Source organism: Saccharopolyspora phatthalungensis (assembly GCF_014203395.1).
GTDB classification, from domain to species: domain Bacteria; phylum Actinomycetota; class Actinomycetes; order Mycobacteriales; family Pseudonocardiaceae; genus Saccharopolyspora; species Saccharopolyspora phatthalungensis.
In genome coordinates this window covers 164,943-183,422 of sequence record NZ_JACHIW010000003.1, presented here as the reverse complement: position 1 = coordinate 183,422, position 18,480 = coordinate 164,943, and the positions used below count along the sequence as shown (strand labels likewise).

Below are 18,480 nucleotides of genomic sequence, written 5' to 3'. Positions count from 1 at the left end.
ATCGAGCCATCGGAAACCTTGGAACGATTGGGGAAACGGGCGTTGAGCTGGTTCAGTAGAACGTCGAGCGAGCGGGCGACGCGCCATGCCATGCGATCACCTCGCTAACAGTCGGGGGCTTCGGGCACGGGCACGCGGGCATGCTCGGCGCGGTCGGCTTCCAGTGCGGCGTGGTAGCGGTCCAGCGCCGTACGCAGCGCGGGGTCACGCGGGTTGAGGTTGGGCGCGGCCAGCGCGGCGATGAACTCGGCCTGCGCGTCGCGCACTCGCTGGTTGGCCTGGGTGCGGCTTTCCAGCAGGTTTCGCAGCGCCACGTTGTAGCGGGTTTGGAACTCGGTTTTCTGCTGGAGTTGGTAGGCCGACGTCGCGGCCGTGACGAGGGTGACGGCCGAGAGCACCGCCACGATCCCGGCTGCGCGTTCCCAGGTCAGCAACGGTCGTCTCCGCCTGCTGGGCGGGGTCGTTTTGTGTGTCACTGCCACCACTTCTTCGAGATCCTGAACTGCGCGGCCGAGCTGTCCCAGGAGCAGGCCGAGCAGGAATCCGGCCAACGACCAGGCGACGGAATTCAGCAGGTATGCCACCGTCATTGGTCACCGTCCCGTCTGCGGCTTCGGCTCAACGCCAGAGCGCCGCCGACGATGCTCATGAACACGAGGTTGAGCTGCGGATCAGATACGTAGCCCGGCACGAAAAACGGGGCCACGAAGTTCGCGGCCCACACGGCGCACACGAGCACGACGACGGCTTGCGCCAGGCCGGTGGGCAACATCCGCCGTCACCTCCCCAGGCGCGGGTGCTCAGGAGCGGGACAGCTCGGAGACCTGGCGTTCCAGCCGTTCCAAGCGACCGTTGAGCCCGTGAGATCCGGGCGGGGTAGGTGTTGCGGATTGGCTGGTCTCGTCGAATTTCAGCTTCACGTGCTCGGGGCCGTCACCGGAGAAGCCGATGATGCGGCGTCGGTAACCGCCGTCCGGGAGCCACGGGTGCCCGGAAACGTAGAAGGTGGGTGCGTCGCCCAGTTGCCAGTTCCCCAGCGCGGGCGAGATCTCCACGCCGGTTTCCTGGAAGCGGGCACCGTCGATCCGCACAGAGCAGGTCCACTGTTCGGTGGGAAATCGGAACGCGGCCAGGTCGGCGTCCGCATAGTCCTCCAGCGTGGACTGCTCGGTAGCGGAGGTGTGTTCGCTGTCTACGTAGTCGATCGGCGGGAATCCCTGCTGTACCAACGATGTGTCTTCGGCGTAGCCGGTCAGGAGGCTGCGGTCGGTTCCCGATCCTTTGACCCATACCCGGGCGGCCGGTGAAGTCGAGCCGTTGACATCGACGTCAATGGAGCCGAGCGCGCCGCCGTAGTCCCACACGGCCGTGGTTTGCTGGTTGCCCAGCAGTGGGCCGCCGATGAGCATCTGCCAGCGGACCATGTTGGTGCCGGAGACGAAATACGGCTGGAAGTCAAACTCCGGCCCGTCGATGACGTTGGTGAGATCCTGCATGCGTTCCCACACGGTCGTCAATTCGTAGCCGTAGTAGGTGCGGGTCGCGGTGCCGGTCTCGGTTGCAGGCAGGTCCAACGGCAGCATGAACCCGTCCTGGCTGAGGTTGTCCAGAACCATCGCCCGCATGATCCCGCGCAGGGTTCGGTCACTGTAGATGCAGTCTTCGCTGGGGTCGGTGATCGCCGCGGTGCCGTTGGGATTGCGCAGCACTCGTTTGTCGAGAAAGCTACCGAGGCTGGCCCCGGTGACGGTAAGTTTCGCGGTAAACCGCAGGTCACAGGTGCGTCCACGACCGCTGCGGCAACCACGTTCACCTCGGGCCGTCGCTCCGCACGCTCCGCGCGACACAGCAGGGATCGTCCACAGTGCTCAACGCCTAAGAGATCGCGCCTACTACCCCTGCCGCCGAAATGGGCACCGTTCACGCCGCCCGACAGATGACCCGTTTTTCGGAAATTTGGTCACACCGGCCGTTCGCCCACGGGAAATGATCAGCCCTTCCTTCAACGATGTTTCGCTTGAACCGAACGTCCTGCAACATTCTTGGCTTGAGCACGATGACAACACGTGACGCGCGCAGTCTCTCCCCTGAAGCGCTGGAAGAACTACGTCGTCGGGCCGTCGCCGCGGTCGAGTCAGGTGTGTCCCAAGCCGAGGTGGCACGCCTGCTCGGCGTGTCCCGCAAGACGGTCGGGGCATGGGTGCGGGCCTATCGGCTGAGGGGCGAAGAATCCTTTCGCTCCAGGGTTCGCGGTCGGCGGCCAGGCCAGCAGCTCGCCCTTTCCCCGGCACAGCAAGCGCGGACGATCAAGAAGATCGTCGCCGGTACCCCCGACCGGCACGGCCTGTCCCACGCACTGTGGAGTCGGCACGCCGTCGCCGAACTGATCAACCGCGAGCACGGCATCCTGCTCAGCCCGGTGACCGTGGGCCAGAACCTGGCGCGCTGGGGCCTGACCGACGAGCCGTACCTGAAGGACCGGATGCGCGCGCGAGTCACGGCCGTCCTGCCTCGCCAGCGGGGCGCGGCCGCCGTGGACGAGGCGTGGATCCCAGAGGCCGAGGTGCTGTGGATGGCTTGGACCCGGCCCACGCTGTTGGGCAGTTTGGCCGTGATGGTTCTAATTCTGGGTGAGCCGGATTGACGTTCAGACCGAGATCTGCACCGGCAGCCAGGAACTACTGACGAGCGCTGCTTCGGCGACTCGGGCGGCCCCCAGTTGGAGGGCGGCCCCGACGGCTGGCGACTGACCGGGGTCACCAGCCGACTCGGCGGCGTCGTCCCGGTGTGCGGCATGGGCCCGTCCGTCTACACCGACGCGACCAGGTACCAGGACTGGATCTACCAGACCATCGGCTGACCCGGTTCCCCGTCGAAGGTCCGCACGACTACGCGATGTTTGCCGCCCCGAGTGCGTTCCATCGGCTCGTCGGTCGTCAGGTCGACATCGACTATGCTGCCCACCAGGCGTCGGACCTCGCCGATTATCATCGAGCGCTCATCCTCGTCGAAACCCGGTTCGGCCTCCAGACGCACTTGGACGCGACGGGGATCCGGCTGGACGAACTGGTAGCGACGCACGTGACGGGCACCGAACAAGCATTTTCCGAGCGCGTGCATGGAAATGTGCTTGCCGTTCGGCAATTGCAAACTGTCGCCCTGCCGACCGACCACCCGCTCCAGGAACGTACCTTCCGTGCCACATGGACATGTCCCCGCGCCCAGCACGGCCCGGTCCCCGATCCGGTACCGCAGGAAGGGCAGCGTCCGGGCGTGCAGGTTCGTCACGACCACGTCACCCTCCTCACCCGGTGGACACCGGCGTCCAGCGTGGTCGAGGATCTCTACGATCGATACGTTCTCGGCGAGGTGAAGCCGACCGTGTGAGCATTCTTGCGACATGATGCCGCCGTCGTTGCACCCGTATTGGTCGCGCAGTGGCGCCTCGAAGGCTTGCTCGATGCGCTCGCGCCAGGTCGGGAACAACAGCTCAGCCGTCGTGATGATCGCCTTCGGCGAGGGCACGCGCACACGGGATTCCAGTACGGCGTCGGCCATCGCTGCGACATGGCTCGCGTATCCGTACCAGAGCACTCCCCCCGCGCGCCCGGCGGTGAGCGCGCGTTCCAGGCTCGTCTCCGGGTCGATGCGGCATCCCGCTGCGGAGACCACGCGCCCCTCCAAGCGAGCGCGCAAGCGAGACTTCACACCCTCGCTCGCGGACTGCAATGAGGGCGGAGAACCCACCATTACCAGGCGGTCCCCGTAGCGGTAGCCGGTGCGTTCCCAGAAGTACAGGTTCGCCGCGTAGATGTGCGTCCAGGCGCGCTTGTCGAGCGGGTACTGGAACGGGTCGCCGGTGCTTCCACCGGTCTTCTTGGCGATGTGCGGAATGTCTCGCCATCCCCGGCTCAAGAAATTGTCCATGCATAGCCGCATCTTCGCCTTGTCTATCACGGGGAGCTCGGCGAGGTCCACCCCATCCACGTTCCGCCCGGCCAGCACGTCACGGTAGTACGGCACCTCTTCCTGCGCGTGCCGCAAGACAGCGCGCAACCGGCCCCATTGCCAAGCTCGCCGCTTTTGCTCAGGCCACGTGAAGAACTCTGGCAACCATCGGGCGGTGCTCAGATAGGGTGCCCGAAGAACGGGCTCCACAACGCCGCGCGTAACGGCTGAGACCACGCGCGGGCGCAAGGCGGTGTGCAGACGGAGCAGAGACATCGTCCGACCTCCCGGACCGTTCAATCAGCAAGCCTTTGTGACACGAGCAGATTCGGTTCTGTGGTTCTCGGACCGGACCGATCAGGGCTCCGTGGAGTGGTAGCGAGCTACGACCTTGGTGAAGTCCCAGTCGAACTGGGGGATCCCGCTCCCCGCGTCATGACTCGGGTCGCCGGGCCGGTCGCGGTTGACCGCCCAGAAGGTGAATCGGCCAAGGCGTCGGAGGTTGGCGTAGTCCAGGAAATTGTAGAAGTCCTTCAACCACACGGTTTCCTCGAGCCCACCGTTCTTAGACGAAATGCCGGCCTTGCGGTACGCCTCTTCGATCGGTATTCCGAAGATGCTGGCGATCTCCGACACGAGCCCTTCGGTGGCCGAGATCGTATCGCGGGTCATGTCGGTGCCCCCGAAATTGAACGGCATGATCGTGAAGACATCGATGCCGGCGCCGATTTCGTACGCTCGTCGGATGAGCCGCTTGCCGAAGTCGCTCGGGCCGGTACGTTCCGTGGGGAATGCGAGGGTCGTCTTCAGCTCCGGGTTGCGCTGCTTGAGGATCTTCAGCGCGCCGAGTTCGCGGTCTTGCGCTTCAGGGGATTTGAATTCGCCCTTCTCGATGTTCACGTCGATCGCTTTGAGCTGGTAGGCGTCGATGACCTTCTGGTACGCGTCCGCCAGGGACTGCTCGTTCGGGCAAACCTCGCCCAGCTTTCGTCCCTCCTGGGCGCTGCCCCCCATGGATACGGCGACGTCACCGCCCGCATCGCGGATTCTTTTGATCTGAGTGGCATCGTGGCCGTCCAGCGGACGTTCGGCGTCCCATGCGGGATCACAGCCATTACCGGACAGGATGAAAGCAAGAGTGAACGCCTTGACGCCAGTTTCCTTCATCACCGCAACCGGGTCGGGGGGGTTGCCCCACCCGAAGAAAAAATACGGCGCTGAAGTCACCGCGGCCGTGCTCCGGGAAGCGCTGTCGCCGTGCGCTCCGCACGAGATGAACGCCCAACCGATCACGAGGGTCATGAAAAGCGCGCGCATCTTCGGCATGATGCGATTCTCCCCTGCCGCCACGAGAGCCGCCTGCCGCGTCACCATATGGACGGTCCGGTAATCGTGTGTACTCGTTCGGTGGTTCCGCCAACAAGCGGGCCACCGGATGTGCGGCGCTAGTGTTCGCTGCGCTCTCACTGCCATTCGTCCGCTCCGCATTCTGCTAGCGGCAGCTCTACGTCACTCGATCAGGCTGCGATTTCCAGTTTTTTGGCAAGAAGATCGTGTCTGTCCACACAGGATACCTGCAGCTATTCCGCGAAGATAGCTCACCTTCTGCCATCGTGGTCACTTTATGCTCCCGCAGTCAAACGCGCAGGTGACGACACCGCTTCCCCATCAGATGTTCGCCTCCGCTCCGTTAGGCAGTACCGCGCTGACGCTGTGCGACGAATCGATGGTGCGCATCCACTTTGGTATTGCCAAACAAGCAGAGTTCCGGATGAAGTTCAACGATGTCTCACCGGATCCCAGTTGCTTCCCAACCCCGTTTCTGGAGGCTTTCATGGCTCGAACGGACAGCGTGCGCGTTGCGGTAGTGGGTTATGGCTACTGGGGTTCCAAGCACATGCGCGTTCTCAGAGACTGTTGGGTAACCGGGTGGGCACGTAGCGCCACGTGATGTTGATCATAGTTGGCGTGTCGGGAAGACCAAAAGATCATCCCCGCCGTCATCTGGTTGTGTGTGCAACTGCGATACCGGCGGGGATGATCGCCGCTCATGTTATCCGTCCAGTCTGACCGATGAGGTGTGGGCGGTCCTGGAACCGTTGATGCCGGTACGAGACCGCCGAAAGGGCGGTGCCGCAAGGAGATACGGCGATCGTCTGGTGCTGGACGCGGTCTTCTTCGTGCTGCGCTCGGGCTGTCAGTGGCGGATGATTCCCCGCGATCTGCTGCCCTGGGACGCCGCCTACCGCTGGTTTCGGACCTGGGCGGCTGACGGCACCATCGACCGTGTTCACGACGCGCTGCGCGATCAGGTCCGTATCCAGGCCGGGCGCCAGGCGGACCCGTCGGCGGCGGTGCTCGATGCCCAGTCCATCAAAAGCAGTGAGGGCGGCCAAGCGCGCGGGTTCGATATGGGCAAGAAAACGACAGGCCGCAAACGGCACCTGATCGTGGACACCCTCGGCCTGCTGCTGGTCGTCATGGTCACCTCCGCGTCGGTCCAGGACCGCGTCGGCGGGCGGGAGATCCTGCAACGCCTGGCCGCCCGGTTCCCCTCGATCGCGCTGGTCTGGGCCGATGGCGGATACGCCAACTCCATCGTCAACGGCCTACTGGCCTGGGCGAAGGAAAAACTCGGACTGGTACTGGAAATCGTCAAACGCAGCGACGATGTCAAGGGGTTCCAGGTGCTACCGCGCAGGTGGGTGGTCGAACGAACTTTTGGGTGGCTGATCCGTCATCGCCGCCTCGCACGAGACTACGAACGCCGGACCGTCAACTCCGAAACCATGATCAAGCTCGCGATGATCCGCCTCATGGCCACCCGGCTGGCCGGCCAGACCGTCCAGTGGTCCAACACCACCGAACGCGAAGCCGCCCGCCGACTCACCGTGGAGACCCATCTCGCAGCGTAATCACTCACATACCCAACAGCCTCTCAGCACGTTGCCCGGAGTGAAGGCGGTGGTCGTCGATCGGGATCTCGGTCGGCTGGCCGAGGCCCGCCGAAACTTCCCGGCGGCGGGCACCGCGTGCTCCCTAGACGAGGTTCTCCCCAGCGTGCAGGCGGTGGTGGTGGCAACCCCGCCGTGCTCGCACGCACAGATCGCGCTGCGCTCCGTGCTCGCCGGAAAGCACACCCTCGTCGAAAAGCCGCTGGCGACCTCGATCGAGGACGCCCGAAGACTCGTCGACACCGCTGATGAGCGTGGCGTGGTGCTCATGACCGGTCACACCTTCGAGTACAACGCCGCCGTGTGGAAACTCAAGGAGATCATCGACTCCGGTGATCTGGGACGGGTGCTCTACATCGACACCGCGCGGCTGAACCTCGGTCTCTACCAACGGGATGTGAACGTCATTTGGGACCTCGCACCGCACGACCTTTCGATCATCTCGTTCCTGATGGGTGAAACTCCGGCGTCGGTCACCACGTGGGCCCATCATCACGTCGACGGACGACACGCGGACGTGGCGCACGTGCGCCTGGAGCTGGAGAAGTCCGGGACCTACGCCTTCGTCCACGTCAGCTGGCTCAATCCACAGAAGGTCCGCCGCGTGACGGTCGTCGGCGACCACAAGATGGCGGTCTACGACGACACGTCCGATGAGGACCGGATCCGCGTCTATGACATCGGCGTGGACTCGCCCGGCCTCGACGATCCGGCGGACGTGCACGCGATGCCGGTCACCTACCGCTCCGGCGACATCGTCTCGCCGCACGTGGTTTTCCGCGAGCCGCTGCTCGTGCAGGACACCCATTTCATCGACTGCGTACGCACCGGCCAACCCCCAACACCTCCGGTCGGAGCGGCCTGGAGGTCGTCCGGGTGCTCAGCGCGACTGACCTGGCACAGGTCACCGGTCGGTCGGTGCGGGTTTCGGATGTTCCAGCCCAGCGCACCGCCGAGGAGGCGGAAGCCCTGCAGCTGCTCGCGGGGCCGGCGGCGTACAGAGAGGCCGGGCAATGAACAGGAGCACCGGTGCGGTCCCCTTCCTGGACCTCGTCGACATCAACGCCGAGCTGCACGCGGATCTGGAAGTGGCGTGGAAGGCGGTCCTCCAACACGGCCGGTTCGTCGGCGGGCCGGAAGTCGAACGGTTCGAGAAGCAGTTCGCCGAGTACTGCGAGTCGCGCAGTTGTGTCGGTGTGGCCAACGGCACCGACGCCATCGAACTGATCTTGACCGCGCTGGGCATCGGAGGCGGCGACGACGTCATCGTTCCGGCGAACACCTTCGTCGCCACCGCGGAAGCGGTGCATGCGGCCGGGGCGCGGCCGGTATTCGTCGATGTCCGCCCCGACACGCTGCTGATCGATCCCGCGGCGGCCGCCGCAGCGGTGAACCGACGTACCGCAGCGATCATCGGGGTCCACCTGTTCGGCCAAATGGTCGATGTGCCAACGCTGAGCTCGCTCGCGGACCGCTACGGTCTCGCGTTCATCGAGGACGCGGCACAGGCGCACGGAGCGCGCTACAACGGACACCCTGCCGGAAGTGTCGGATGCGCCGCCGGTTTCAGCTTCTATCCCGGGAAGAACCTAGGGGCGCTGGGCGATGGCGGCGCCGTCGTCACCAGCGACATCGAGTTGGCCGACCGGGTGCGGCGCCTTGCCAACCACGGTCGGGCCGCGCACGACCGGCACTGCCACGAGCTGTCAGGGCGCAACAGCAGGCTCGACAGCATCCAGGCCGCTGCGCTGTCGTTGAAACTCGCGCGCCTGGACTCGGACAACGCGCGTCGGCGCGAACTCATGCGCCGGTACCGGGAATCGCTGCCGTCGTCCTTCGAGCCAGTCGCCGTGGACCCCGCAGCCGAGCACGTGTACCACCTCGCGGTCGTGCGGACTCCGCAGCGGGAACAGGTAGGTGCGGCGCTCTCCGCGGCCGGTGTGGGGTGGGGCGTGCACTACCCGGTTCCGTGCCATCGGCAACCGGCTTTCCCCGGATGCGAGGAACGGCTTCCCGTCGCTGAAGAGGCCGCCACGCAGATCTTGTCCCTGCCCATCTCCCCGACGCTCGGCGACGACGACGTCGTGCGGGTATGCGATGCATTGCGAGGTGTCTGGCCTTGACCGAGACCCAACACTCCAACGGCGAGCCGGACAACGCTCAGCGCTCGGGCGCCGCTCCGATGGCGAACGCTGCCGCGTCCATCAGTCCGCGCCTCGGCGCTGGAGAGGACCGGCGGACTTCGCCGGGCGAGCCGGGAAGCCGAGCGTGGTCCGCGCTGCTGGCCAACAAGCGGCGGCTGCTGGGCGTGTCGCTGCTGATCGTGCTGATCGGAGCTGGCACCGCATTCGTCGGAGCGCTGGTGTGGCCGCCGGTGTACGCGGCGCGCGCGCAGATCCTCTTCCCGATCGGTGAGGAGAAGTCGACCGGTTTCCTGCGCGAGGACCGGAGTCTGACGACCCAACTGGTGCTACTGCGCAGCAGGCAGGTGCTCGGGCCAGTGGCCGCCCGGGAGCGGCTTCCGGTGGAGGAATTGGAAAAGACGGTTACGATGTCGCTGCTCGACAGCAGCGAGGTCCTGCAGGTGGAGGCCAGGGCCGGTGTCCCCGACGTCGCCCTGCGCCGGACCCAGGAGATCGTCGACCGCTACCGGGACGTCGCGCGCACCAACAGCGGGTCCGGAGTGGACGGTTATGTGCGCGGGCAGCTCGGCGATGTCCGGGCGAAGCTCGCCGAGGCAAGCACACAGGTCTCGCGCGAGCGCGCAGTAGCCGGCTCGCCCTCGCTGGCCTCCGCCGAGTCGCTGGTGCAAGGCCTGCAGCAACGCGAGCAGCAGTTGCAGTCGCAGCTCGACCAGCTCAGCATGGCCGAACTCGCGCGCTCCGAACCCAAGCTCGTCGTACTGGCCTACCTGGTGACCGACCCAGTCAGCCCCCGTCCCATGTTCGCTACGGTGGCCGGAGCGCTCGCCGGGCTCCTGGTCGCGGCCCTCACCGCTGTGCCGCTGGTCCGCCGGTGGAGCACACGGTGAGTGTCCATTCCGTGCCGCGCGGCGACCTGTCCCGGCCAGCTGCCAGCAGAACGGTGCGGCGTTCCGCGGTCGTCGCTGGTGGGATCCTCATCAGCCGACTGACCGGGCTGGTCCGGGTCGTCGTGGTTGGCGCGGTGCTCGGCCCGACCTACTTCGCGAACGCGTTCGTCGCCACGAACATGGTTCCCAACCTGACCTACAGCGTCATCGCGGGGCCGGCACTCGCTCTGGTGATCGTCCCAACCGTGGTGCAGGTGCTCGCGCGCGGCGGACCAGACGTGGCAATCAGACTGCTCGGCCGGGTCAGCGGATTCTTGCTGATCGCGTCAGCGGGGCTAGCCGGACTCATGGCGCTCGTCGCGCCGGTGCTCGGGTGGTGCCTGAGCCTCGGCATCTCGCAGCCCTCGCTCCGGGAGCAGGCCGAGCAAACGACGACAGTGCTCGTCCTGCTGGTCGCGCCCCAGGTCATGCTCTACACGTTGGCAGCGCTGGGAGCCGCTGCTCAGCAGGCCCATGAACGCTTCGCGCTGGCGGCCGTGGCTCCCGCAGCGGAGAACGTGGTGCTCATCGCCGCCGTAGTCGTGGTCGGTGTGCGTTGGGGCGCTGGGCTCGATTTCGCGGACATTTCGGCTGGTCCGATGGTCGTTCTCGGGCTGGGCAGCACCCTTGCCGTGGCGGTACATGCTTGCCTCCAGTTGTTCGGGGCGTCCCGGGTGGGGCTGCCGGTGCGCCCGTCGCTGCGATGGCGCTCGGACCCGGAGTTGGCGGCCGTCCTGCGACGGCTGCGCAGTTCGATCAGCCTGCCCCTCACACGGTCGGTCGCGCTGTACGTGCTCTTGGGCGTCGCGTCAACTGTGCCTGGCGGAGTCATCGTGGTGCAGAACGCATACACGGTCATGCAGGTCCCCACCGCGTTGGGGGCGCGGGCAGTGTCGACCGTCGTGCTGCCAGGGTTGTCGGCCGCAGCCGCACGTGACGACCACAGCGGTTTCGCCGCGTCATGGCGACAAGCCCTAAGCCTCGCATCGATCACCAGCCTGCCGCCGTTGCTTCTGCTCACCGTGCTCGCCCACCCGCTGGCGAGCATGCTGGCGAACGGGCAGATGCACTCGGACAAGCTGATCGACCAACTCGCGGCCTGCCTCGCGGTGATCGCGGTCGCCCAGTTCGCGGCGAGCGTGCACATGGTCGGCCTCGACGCGCTGTTCGCGCGGCTGAACACCCGCTGCCCGCGGCTGGCCAGCTACGCGCTGCTGGCCACGTCGCTCACCGTCACCGCCACCTCGCTGCTCGTGCCGGACGACCAATCCCGCTTGGTGGTGCTGTGCGCGAGCCTGCTCGCGGGTGAGCTGGCCGGAGCGGTGACCGTGATCTTCGGGCTGCGAGCAGCGTTGCGGCCCGAAGGCTGGATCGACCACGCGCAGATCGCGCGGGCATTTCTCGCCTGCATCTCGATGGTGCCGATCGTCGCTTTCGGCCGCTGGTTTCTGAGCGTCGGCGCGATCAGCCAGGCCGGATACGTGATCGTTCTCGGTGCGTGCGGACTGGCGGCGATCGCCGTCTACGCCGGGGCGGTGCGGATCAGCTGGATCGGACGATGCCCATGAGCGTCTTGCTGCCCCGACGCGACGAGATTTCCGGCAGGGTCACAGACCGCGCGGGAATGCTGCTCATGACCGTGGCGGCGTTGTGCGCATCGCTGGCCGGGCTGTCCATCGCAGTGGCCGGGCCGCTGGTCGCCGGGGCACTGGTGACTGCGGCGCTTTTTGCCGCGGCCGCGTACCGCCCCGTGTTCGCGACCTACGCCTACCTGCTGACTTTGCCATTTCTCGCGGGTATCGACCGGGGCACGCTGGTGCCGGGAGCGCGACCGAACGAGGCCTTGTTCGCCGTGCTGGTGGCCGGGGCATGCCTCGGCGGCTGGCTGCGGCTGCTACGTGGTGACCCGATCCCGCTGCGCCTGCGGCCACTGGACGTTCCGCTGGCCGGTTTCGTGGTGTTCAGCACCGTCTGGCCGATCACGTCGATGATGCTGCGCGGCAATGAACCACACGGTTCCGATCTAGCGGCGCTGCTGCCGGTGTGCAAACTCGCGGCGCTGTTCCTGCTCGTCCGGTTGACCGTGCACACCGAACAACAGCGGCTTCGCTGCATCCGCCTGGTGGTCTGGCCGACCGCGGGGTTGTCGGTAGTGGCGATCTTGCAGACGCTGGGTGTCGAACCTGTGCTGGCGTTGCTCAGCGCGTTCTGGAATGCGGACGCGAGCGACGCCAGCGAACGCGGCACGGCGACTCTGGCGTCCTCGATCGCCACCGGCGATTACATCATCGTCGGGTTGGCACTCCTGCTGTACTGCGGCACTCGCGGAATCCTCGGCAAGTGGGAACGGATCGGGCTCGGCGTCCTGCTCGGTGCCGGAGTCCTGGCAAGCGGGCAGTTCTCGACCTGGATCTCCGCACTCGTGGGCGGGGTGCTGATCCTGCGCCGTTACCCCCAGGCCCGGCGCCAAGTGGCCAGGTTCCTGCCGATCGTGGGGATCGCCGCGCTCGTCGGCGCGCCCGCGTTCCTCGGCCGCATGGCCGACTTCGCGCAGGGCTACGACGTGCCCCGCAGCTGGCTCGGCCGGTGGGACAACCTCACCACCTTCTACCTGCCCCAGCTGGCCGACGGACGCTTCGTCCTCGGGATCTCACCGGACTCGGTGCTCACTGCCCCGGAGACCTGGCGGGACGTGATCTACCTCGAATCCGGTTATCTGCAGTTCCTTTGGGTCGGCGGGATTCCGCTGCTGCTCGCGTTCGCCTGGCTGTCGGTTGCGGTGCTGCGCGAGTCCCGCCGGCTGGCCTCCTATCCGGGCTCGGTCGGGGCGTGCGCGGCAACGCTGGAGATTGCTTGGTGGATGGTCCTGGTTCTGTCGTTGATCGACATCCATCTCGTGGTCCGCGGGTTCGGCGATCTGCTGTTCGTTTTGCTGGCGATCATGTCCGGGAGGCTCAATGATGACGGGCGCGGCACTCAGATTCCTGCTTTCGACCGGTCTCGCACAGCGTAGGAGACCAACGCCGACGGTGCGGGCGAAGCGCAAGCCGGAACCGTCGACGTTGCGCGGTCGGCGACCGCGGTGGGAGCGGGCCATGCTGCGCGTAATCGACGTGATCGCCGCAGCCGTCGGGTTGGCCGTGCTCGCGCCGGCGATGCTCATCGTCGCCGGCATCATCCGCCTCACCAGCCGAGGCCCGGCGCTGTTCCGGCAACGCCGGGTCGGGCAGGGCGGAAAGCCGTTCACGCTCTACAAGTTCCGCACCATGCGCCTGGGATCCAGCGACGAACCGCTGCGCGACATGATCGCACGCGAGTTGCGCGGCGAGAACACCTCCGTCGACGGCAGTTTCAAGCTGGACGGCGATCCGCGCATCACCTCGATTGGTTCTTGGCTGCGGCGCACCAGCCTCGACGAGTTGCCGCAGTTGCTCAACGTGCTGCGCGGTGACATGGCGCTGGTGGGCCCACGTCCATGCCTTGAGTGGGAGGCCGCGATGTTCCCACCGGAGTTCGCCGAACGGAGCGCGGTGAAACCCGGGCTGACCGGGCTGTGGCAGGTCAGCGGCCGCAGCACCATGGGCACCTTGGACATGCTTCGGCTGGACATGGTCTACGTGCGGTCCTGCAGCCTGCAGACCGACCTCGGCATCCTGGCCCGAACCCTGCCGTCGATGCTGCGCGGGGACGGTGCCCGATGACGACACTCTTCCTGGCAACCACTGGTGGTCACCTGGCGCAGCTGCACAGCCTGTCCGAGCGGATTCCGGCGGACGGCCCGGCGGTGTGGGTGACCAGCCGCAACGAGCAGAGCAAGTCGATGCTGGCAGATCGGGACGTCGTATACGTCCCGCCGGTCGGATGCCGCAGCGTGCCGGGAGTGCTGCGGTGCCTGCCGATCGCGCACCGGCTGTGGCGTGCCCGGGGCATCACCCGGGCCATTTCCACCGGTTCCGGCATCGCACTCGGTTTCCTGCCCTACCTGGCCGCGCGCGGCGTGGAGTGCCACTACATTGAAAGCGCCGCACGAGTGAAAAGTCCGTCACTGACCGGAAAAATACTCCGCTGGGTTCCCCGGGTCCGGGTCTACACCCAGTACCCGCATGCTGCCGACCGCGGCTGGCGCCACGGCGGCAGCCAGTTCGACGTCTACCGGGCGGCGACCGCGGACCGCCCGCTGGGAAACAGGTTGCGCGTGGTGGTCACGGTCGGCGCATCGGTGTACCCATTCCGGCGGATGATCGAATCTCTGGTGCCGCTGCTAGAGCCGGACGGTGCGCTGCACCGCGCGACCGGCCTGCCGGTCGAGGTGCTTTGGCAGACCGGTCCGGCGCCGGTGGACGACCTGCCGATCCAAACCAAGCCGTACCTGCCCATCACCCAGCTCGCGGAGGCGCTTTCGTCGGCCGACGTGGTGGTCAGCCATTCCGGTACCGGTTCCGTGCTACTGGCCTTCGATGCGGGCAAGGCGCCGGTGGTGGTCACCCGGGAGCGCCGGTTCGGCGAGGCCATCGACGATCACCAGCGCCAGCTCGCGACCGAACTCGGCCGCCGCGGCCTGGTACTACCCCGGGAACTCGGCGCCATCACCGTCGATGACCTGCTGGCGGCGCGGTCCACGGCGGTGGAAAAGCTGCGGAAGCCACCGCCGTTCCAGCTCTCCCGAACGCCTGCGAAGACCCGCGGCACCACACCCGAGATCGTCACCGTCGACCCGCGGAAAGACTCGCGGTGGGCCGAACTCGCCGCTGGTCCGCAGGGCAGCGTATTCACCTCCCAGCCGTGGCTGGAGGCACTGTGCCGGACGTACGGTTTCACCCCTGAAGCCCGCATCGCGGTGGACGCATCCGGAGCGGCAATCGGCGGCTTCGCCTGGGTCCGCGTCCGGGACGTCCGCGGCGAACGGCTGTGCAGCCTTCCGTTCTCCGACTGGGCGGACCCGTTCGCGCCCAACGAGACCGTCTGGCGCCGGCTTACCAACGGGGTCGTCGACCAGGGCGTCCCCATCGCACTGCGGTGTTTGCGTTCCGAAGTCCCCGTGCGGGATCCGCGGCTGCGGGAAACCGGCCGGCTCGCCTGGCACGCGACGCGGCTGGACGCCCCCCTGTCCGAACTCCACCGACGGATCTCCGGCACCGCCCGCCGCAACATAGCCGTAGCCGAGCGCAACGGCGTCCGGATCGTCGCCGACACCGGTGTGGAAGCGCTGAGGAACTTTCACCGGATGCAGGTCCGGCTGCGCAAGCACAAGTACCGAATGCTGGCCCAGCCGGTGGAGTTCTTCGAGAACCTGTGGGAGCAGTTCCATTCCGACGACTCGGTCGTGACGATGACAGCGCGCGTGGGCGACGAACCCGTCGCCGCTGGGGTGTTCCTCCGGTGGAACGACGTGCTGCACTTCAAGTTCGGTTCGTCGCTGCAGGACCGGCTGCGACTGCGCCCCAACGAAGCGATCTACTGGGCCGGTATCCGCTGGGCCACCGAGCGCGGGCTGCGGCTGGTCGACTGGGGTGTTAGCGACCTCGACCAGCCGGGGCTGCTGCACTTCAAGCGGAAGTTCGCCGACGACGAGAAGCTGGTCGTGGCCTTGGGCTCACAAGACGAGCGGACGACTACACGGTCCGAAGTGGACAAGGTGCTCGGCGACATCACCGGGTTGCTCACCGACGAATCCGTCTCCGATGACATCACCGGCAAAGCCGGTTCCCTGCTCTACCGGTACTTCTGCTAGGAGTCTTCATGCAGCGACATGACCGAACAGCCCCAAAAACGAAGCGTGCCGTTGCATTTCCACGAACGGACGAATACGGGAAACGCCCGGACGAGGTGATCGGAGTGTCCGGTGCACGAGTTGTCATCGTGGGCCAGGGCTACGTGGGCCTTCCCGTCGCCATGCGCGCCTGCGAGGCGGGATTCGACGTCGTCGGTCTTGACGTCGACAAGGACCGCATCGATCTGCTCCAGAGGGGCAAGTCCTTCATCGACGACGTGGACGACGAACGACTCGCGGCGGCTCTGGCGACGGGCCGGTACCTACCGACCACCGAGCACGCCGAACTGCGCGGTTTCGACTTCGCTTCGGTGTGTGTTCCTACTCCACTGCACGACGACGCACCGGATCTGCGCTACATAGAAGAGGCCGCCCGTGCGTTGTCCACGCACATCACGCCCGGCTGCTGCGTGGTGCTCGAATCCACCACCTACCCGGGGACCACGGAGGAAATCTTCGTACCGATCCTGGAGGCCGGTTCAGGACTGCGCGCGGGAGCCGACTTTCACGTTGGTTACAGCCCGGAACGCATCGACCCGAGCAACCCGACCTGGAAGTTCCACAACACGCCCAAAATCGTGTCCGGTGTGGACCCGGCGTCGCTGCGCGTCGTTCGCGAATTCTACGACCAACTGGTGGACGTGACCGTTCCGGTGCCAGGAACTCGGGAGGCGGAACTGGCAAAACTTCTGGAGAACACCTTCCGGCACATCAACATCGCGTTGGTCAACGAGCTCGCGGTGTTCTCGCACGGCCTCGGGGTGGACGTGTGGTCAGTCCTCGATGCGGCGGCCAGCAAACCGTTCGGGTTCATGCGCTTCTCCCCCGGACCCGGGGTCGGCGGGCATTGCCTGCCGATCGACGCCTCCTACCTGTCTTGGCAGGTGCGGCGTTGCCTGGGAAAGGAGTTCCGATTGGTCGACGTCGCCAACGATATCAACAAACACATGCCGGACTATGTCGTCGCACGCGCCACGGAACACCTGAACCGGCGCCGAAAACCCGTCAACAGCAGCGCCGTCCTGCTGGTCGGGCTGACCTACAAGGCGAACTCCGGCGACGCACGCAACTCCCCGTCGATGGCCGTGGCCGAGCGCCTCGACCGGCTCGGCGCCGACCTTCGCGCGGTCGACCCCCTTATCGACCCGGACGAGGTCCCGCCACACGTGCGACTGGTCGGATTCGATGCCGACCAGATCTCCCAGTCTGACCTGATCATCGTGCTCACCGACCACGACATACTCGACTGGGCGCTGCTGGAGCGATACGCCGACCGCGTGCTGGATACCCGCAACCGGCTCCGCTACCCACAGGTGGAACGGTTTTGACCAGAACGGAGCCCCCACATTCAACGCAGAGGCGGAGAAAACCGGTGACGACGCCGAAACCGGGGCCGGATGCGTCGCTGCCTACCGGGAGTGGGAGGGCAGCGACGCCGGCAACACTGCTTTGCATCCTTCCGTAGCTCGGGCATCAATTGCTGGCCACGGCTTCCGTGGCGCTGTCCGCACGGTTTAGCGCCTGCCCGCGCGGTTTAGAACCAATGCTTGCGGCCAGCGATGGCGTGACCGGTACCGCCGGCGATGGCTAGTACGGCACCCGCCACCACTGCGACAATGCCGAGAGTCCAGATGATGTGAATTCCGGTGAGGAAACCGGTAACGAGCAGGATAATTCCCAGCGTGATCATGACCCGTCTTCCTCCTGTTGAGAGGCTCTGCCGTCTCTCCGTGCCTTGGTGGTACCCGTCGGCGCTGCATTCCATACCGGCCGATTCCTGGTGCCTGGACCTTCGACCGTTCGCGCCCAACGATGGGAACACCTTTGCCGTACAGCTCGCCGCTGCGGAGTCGGGCCATCTATGTTTCGAGCCGACTCGGCTCAATTTGGTTGCCGCCACGTGGCCGGGCGCCCCCCACGACGTGGTGCTGTCGCCCGTCCCCGACTGGCTGCGCGACCGCACCAGGCTCGGGGGCGAGCCGCCCGGCCACGATCACGCCGTACAACACGTGGTCGAGCGCGATGACCAACCGGCCGATCAGGCGTCGCCGAGCCGGGCGCACTCCCAGCAGCGGAGCGATGACCGCTTCGAATGCCAGCCAGATAAGCAAGCCGTACGCCGGCCCGCACCACGGGTTCGCCCGGACCCGGTTGGGGAGAAAACTGTAGCCGAGCCCGGCGACGGCGCCGTAGGACCAATGCGCAGCCTCGGTGAGCGCGACGCGATGTTCTACGGCCAGTCGGCGGACGGGTTCTGGTGCGTGCTTCATAACGATCGCTTCGGGAAGGGTCTCGTGGACAAGTCCGACATTCCCAGTGAGCGTTCGCATACCGGTCATCGCCATGGCGCCGAACAATCCCCGTGCTCCAGCACGCAACAGGTCGCGGGTCTTCGAGTCCATGGGGGCTTCCATCACGCCACCTCCCGTTTCCGCCGGGCCTGCTTCCAGTCGGTTTCCCGCGCGCTCCGCGCGCAAACGCAACGCAGCCGGGCCCGGTGTGACGAGGCGGTCAGCAGTTCGGCATGCGTGGCGATTGTGTCCTGTCTATCAGGGTTAATCAATGTGAAATTTGGTGGTGCTGGGATGTGCGCCGGTGCGGCTCTGCTGGTCGGTCGCATGGGAGCTGCCAGTACAAGATTCCTGATGCAGCGGGTGCGGCGAATGGTGGCGACCGCAGCGCGGGAGCGTCGCCGCGCAAAACTCGTGTCTACGCAGGCCAATTGTTCTGACCAGGTC

The 18,480-nt window shown here is 66.3% G+C and carries 18 protein-coding genes and 1 pseudogene; 12 read left to right on the top strand and 7 right to left on the bottom strand.

Annotation, left to right across the window (positions count from 1 at the left end; translation table 11 throughout):
• Nucleotides 1–104 precede the first annotated feature (104 nt).
• From BJ970_RS36150 to BJ970_RS36140, 3 genes are read right to left on the bottom strand one after another with little or no spacing between them, the layout of a single operon-like run.
• On the bottom strand, nt 105–590 hold the full coding sequence (locus tag BJ970_RS36150; protein ID WP_184732954.1) for a hypothetical protein: 486 nt from the start codon (nt 588–590) through the stop codon (nt 105–107).
• Nucleotides 587–772, bottom strand: coding sequence for a hypothetical protein (locus BJ970_RS36145; RefSeq protein ID WP_184732952.1), 186 nt, complete (start codon nt 770–772; stop codon nt 587–589). The genes BJ970_RS36150 and BJ970_RS36145 overlap by 4 nt, the downstream gene beginning before the upstream one ends.
• A 28-nt stretch (nt 773–800) precedes the next feature.
• The gene (locus tag BJ970_RS36140; protein WP_184732950.1) at nt 801–1,709 is read right to left on the bottom strand and encodes a hypothetical protein; all 909 of its coding nucleotides are present in this window, start codon (nt 1,707–1,709) and stop codon (nt 801–803) included.
• A gap of 347 nt (nt 1,710–2,056) precedes the next feature.
• Between BJ970_RS36140 and BJ970_RS36135 the strand changes: the two genes are divergently transcribed.
• Together BJ970_RS36135 and BJ970_RS36130 are read left to right on the top strand one after the other, a co-directional pair.
• Nucleotides 2,057–2,644 (top strand): helix-turn-helix domain-containing protein, encoded by a 588-nt coding sequence (locus BJ970_RS36135; protein ID WP_184733068.1) that lies wholly within the window; start codon nt 2,057–2,059, stop codon nt 2,642–2,644.
• 75 nt (nt 2,645–2,719) lie between these two features.
• A complete protein-coding gene (locus BJ970_RS36130) occupies nt 2,720–2,860 on the top strand; it encodes a hypothetical protein (protein ID WP_246472216.1) in 141 nt (46 codons plus the stop codon).
• On the opposite strand, the gene BJ970_RS36125 is transcribed toward BJ970_RS36130, so the two are convergent.
• Together BJ970_RS36125 and BJ970_RS36120 are read right to left on the bottom strand one after the other, a co-directional pair.
• Nucleotides 2,842–4,056, bottom strand: coding sequence for a phenylacetate--CoA ligase family protein (locus tag BJ970_RS36125; RefSeq protein WP_184732949.1), 1,215 nt, complete (start codon nt 4,054–4,056; stop codon nt 2,842–2,844). The two genes, BJ970_RS36130 and BJ970_RS36125, sit on opposite strands and share 19 nt — an antisense overlap.
• A gap of 249 nt (nt 4,057–4,305) precedes the next feature.
• A complete protein-coding gene (locus tag BJ970_RS36120; protein WP_246472214.1) occupies nt 4,306–5,274 on the bottom strand; it encodes a glycoside hydrolase family 18 protein in 969 nt (322 codons plus the stop codon).
• Nucleotides 5,275–5,960: 686 nt separating this feature from the next.
• Between BJ970_RS36120 and BJ970_RS36115 the strand changes: the two genes are divergently transcribed.
• From BJ970_RS36115 to BJ970_RS36075, 10 genes and pseudogenes are all read left to right on the top strand, one after another.
• The gene (locus tag BJ970_RS36115; RefSeq protein WP_312864098.1) at nt 5,961–6,863 is read left to right on the top strand and encodes an IS5 family transposase; all 903 of its coding nucleotides are present in this window, start codon (nt 5,961–5,963) and stop codon (nt 6,861–6,863) included.
• 40 nt (nt 6,864–6,903) lie between these two features.
• A pseudogene (locus BJ970_RS40325) lies at nt 6,904–7,497 on the top strand (Gfo/Idh/MocA family protein); the annotation flags it as partial.
• Between the two features lie 281 nt (nt 7,498–7,778).
• Nucleotides 7,779–7,919: a hypothetical protein gene (locus BJ970_RS38675; RefSeq protein ID WP_246472212.1), complete on the top strand. Its 141-nt coding sequence runs from the start codon at nt 7,779–7,781 to the stop codon at nt 7,917–7,919.
• On the top strand, nt 7,916–9,025 hold the full coding sequence (locus BJ970_RS36105) for a DegT/DnrJ/EryC1/StrS family aminotransferase (protein ID WP_184732945.1): 1,110 nt from the start codon (nt 7,916–7,918) through the stop codon (nt 9,023–9,025). The genes BJ970_RS38675 and BJ970_RS36105 overlap by 4 nt, the downstream gene beginning before the upstream one ends.
• Nucleotides 9,022–9,933 (top strand): GumC domain-containing protein, encoded by a 912-nt coding sequence (locus BJ970_RS36100; protein ID WP_184732943.1) that lies wholly within the window; start codon nt 9,022–9,024, stop codon nt 9,931–9,933. The genes BJ970_RS36105 and BJ970_RS36100 overlap by 4 nt, the downstream gene beginning before the upstream one ends.
• Nucleotides 9,930–11,540 carry a lipid II flippase MurJ gene (locus BJ970_RS36095; RefSeq protein WP_184732941.1) on the top strand — a complete coding sequence of 537 codons (1,611 nt, stop codon included), beginning with the start codon at nt 9,930–9,932 and terminating at the stop codon, nt 11,538–11,540. The genes BJ970_RS36100 and BJ970_RS36095 overlap by 4 nt, the downstream gene beginning before the upstream one ends.
• Nucleotides 11,537–12,985, top strand: a complete 1,449-nt coding sequence (locus BJ970_RS36090) for an O-antigen ligase family protein (RefSeq protein WP_184732939.1) — start codon at nt 11,537–11,539, stop codon at nt 12,983–12,985. The genes BJ970_RS36095 and BJ970_RS36090 overlap by 4 nt, the downstream gene beginning before the upstream one ends.
• An 82-nt stretch (nt 12,986–13,067) precedes the next feature.
• Nucleotides 13,068–13,673 (top strand): sugar transferase, encoded by a 606-nt coding sequence (locus BJ970_RS36085; RefSeq protein ID WP_246472210.1) that lies wholly within the window; start codon nt 13,068–13,070, stop codon nt 13,671–13,673.
• Nucleotides 13,670–15,703, top strand: a complete 2,034-nt coding sequence (locus BJ970_RS36080; protein WP_184732937.1) for a GNAT family N-acetyltransferase — start codon at nt 13,670–13,672, stop codon at nt 15,701–15,703. Before BJ970_RS36085 ends, BJ970_RS36080 begins: the two co-directional genes overlap by 4 nt.
• A 104-nt stretch (nt 15,704–15,807) precedes the next feature.
• The gene (locus BJ970_RS36075) at nt 15,808–17,070 is read left to right on the top strand and encodes a nucleotide sugar dehydrogenase (protein WP_312864650.1); all 1,263 of its coding nucleotides are present in this window, start codon (nt 15,808–15,810) and stop codon (nt 17,068–17,070) included.
• Nucleotides 17,071–17,276: 206 nt separating this feature from the next.
• On the opposite strand, the gene BJ970_RS36070 is transcribed toward BJ970_RS36075, so the two are convergent.
• Both BJ970_RS36070 and BJ970_RS36065 read right to left on the bottom strand, forming a co-directional pair.
• Nucleotides 17,277–17,432, bottom strand: coding sequence for a DUF6131 family protein (locus tag BJ970_RS36070; RefSeq protein ID WP_184732935.1), 156 nt, complete (start codon nt 17,430–17,432; stop codon nt 17,277–17,279).
• 169 nt (nt 17,433–17,601) lie between these two features.
• The gene (locus BJ970_RS36065) at nt 17,602–18,144 is read right to left on the bottom strand and encodes a hypothetical protein (protein ID WP_184732933.1); all 543 of its coding nucleotides are present in this window, start codon (nt 18,142–18,144) and stop codon (nt 17,602–17,604) included.
• Nucleotides 18,145–18,480: the final 336 nt, after the last annotated feature.

Excerpts from the sequence above, each read along its gene's own strand:
- BJ970_RS36150 (WP_184732954.1), bottom strand. The coding sequence starts at position 590 with ATGACGGTGGCATACCTGCTGAATTCCGTCGCCTGGTCGTTGGCCGGA.
- BJ970_RS36145 (WP_184732952.1), bottom strand. The coding sequence starts at position 772 with ATGTTGCCCACCGGCCTGGCGCAAGCCGTCGTCGTGCTCGTGTGCGCC.
- BJ970_RS36135 (WP_184733068.1), top strand. The coding sequence starts at position 2,057 with ATGACAACACGTGACGCGCGCAGTCTCTCCCCTGAAGCGCTGGAAGAA.
- BJ970_RS36120 (WP_246472214.1), bottom strand. The coding sequence starts at position 5,274 with ATGCCGAAGATGCGCGCGCTTTTCATGACCCTCGTGATCGGTTGGGCG.
- BJ970_RS36105 (WP_184732945.1), top strand. The coding sequence starts at position 7,916 with ATGAACAGGAGCACCGGTGCGGTCCCCTTCCTGGACCTCGTCGACATC.
- BJ970_RS36090 (WP_184732939.1), top strand. The coding sequence starts at position 11,537 with ATGAGCGTCTTGCTGCCCCGACGCGACGAGATTTCCGGCAGGGTCACA.
- BJ970_RS36085 (WP_246472210.1), top strand. The coding sequence starts at position 13,068 with ATGCTGCGCGTAATCGACGTGATCGCCGCAGCCGTCGGGTTGGCCGTG.
- BJ970_RS36080 (WP_184732937.1), top strand. The coding sequence starts at position 13,670 with ATGACGACACTCTTCCTGGCAACCACTGGTGGTCACCTGGCGCAGCTG.
- BJ970_RS36070 (WP_184732935.1), bottom strand. The coding sequence starts at position 17,432 with ATGATCACGCTGGGAATTATCCTGCTCGTTACCGGTTTCCTCACCGGA.
- BJ970_RS36065 (WP_184732933.1), bottom strand. The coding sequence starts at position 18,144 with ATGGACTCGAAGACCCGCGACCTGTTGCGTGCTGGAGCACGGGGATTG.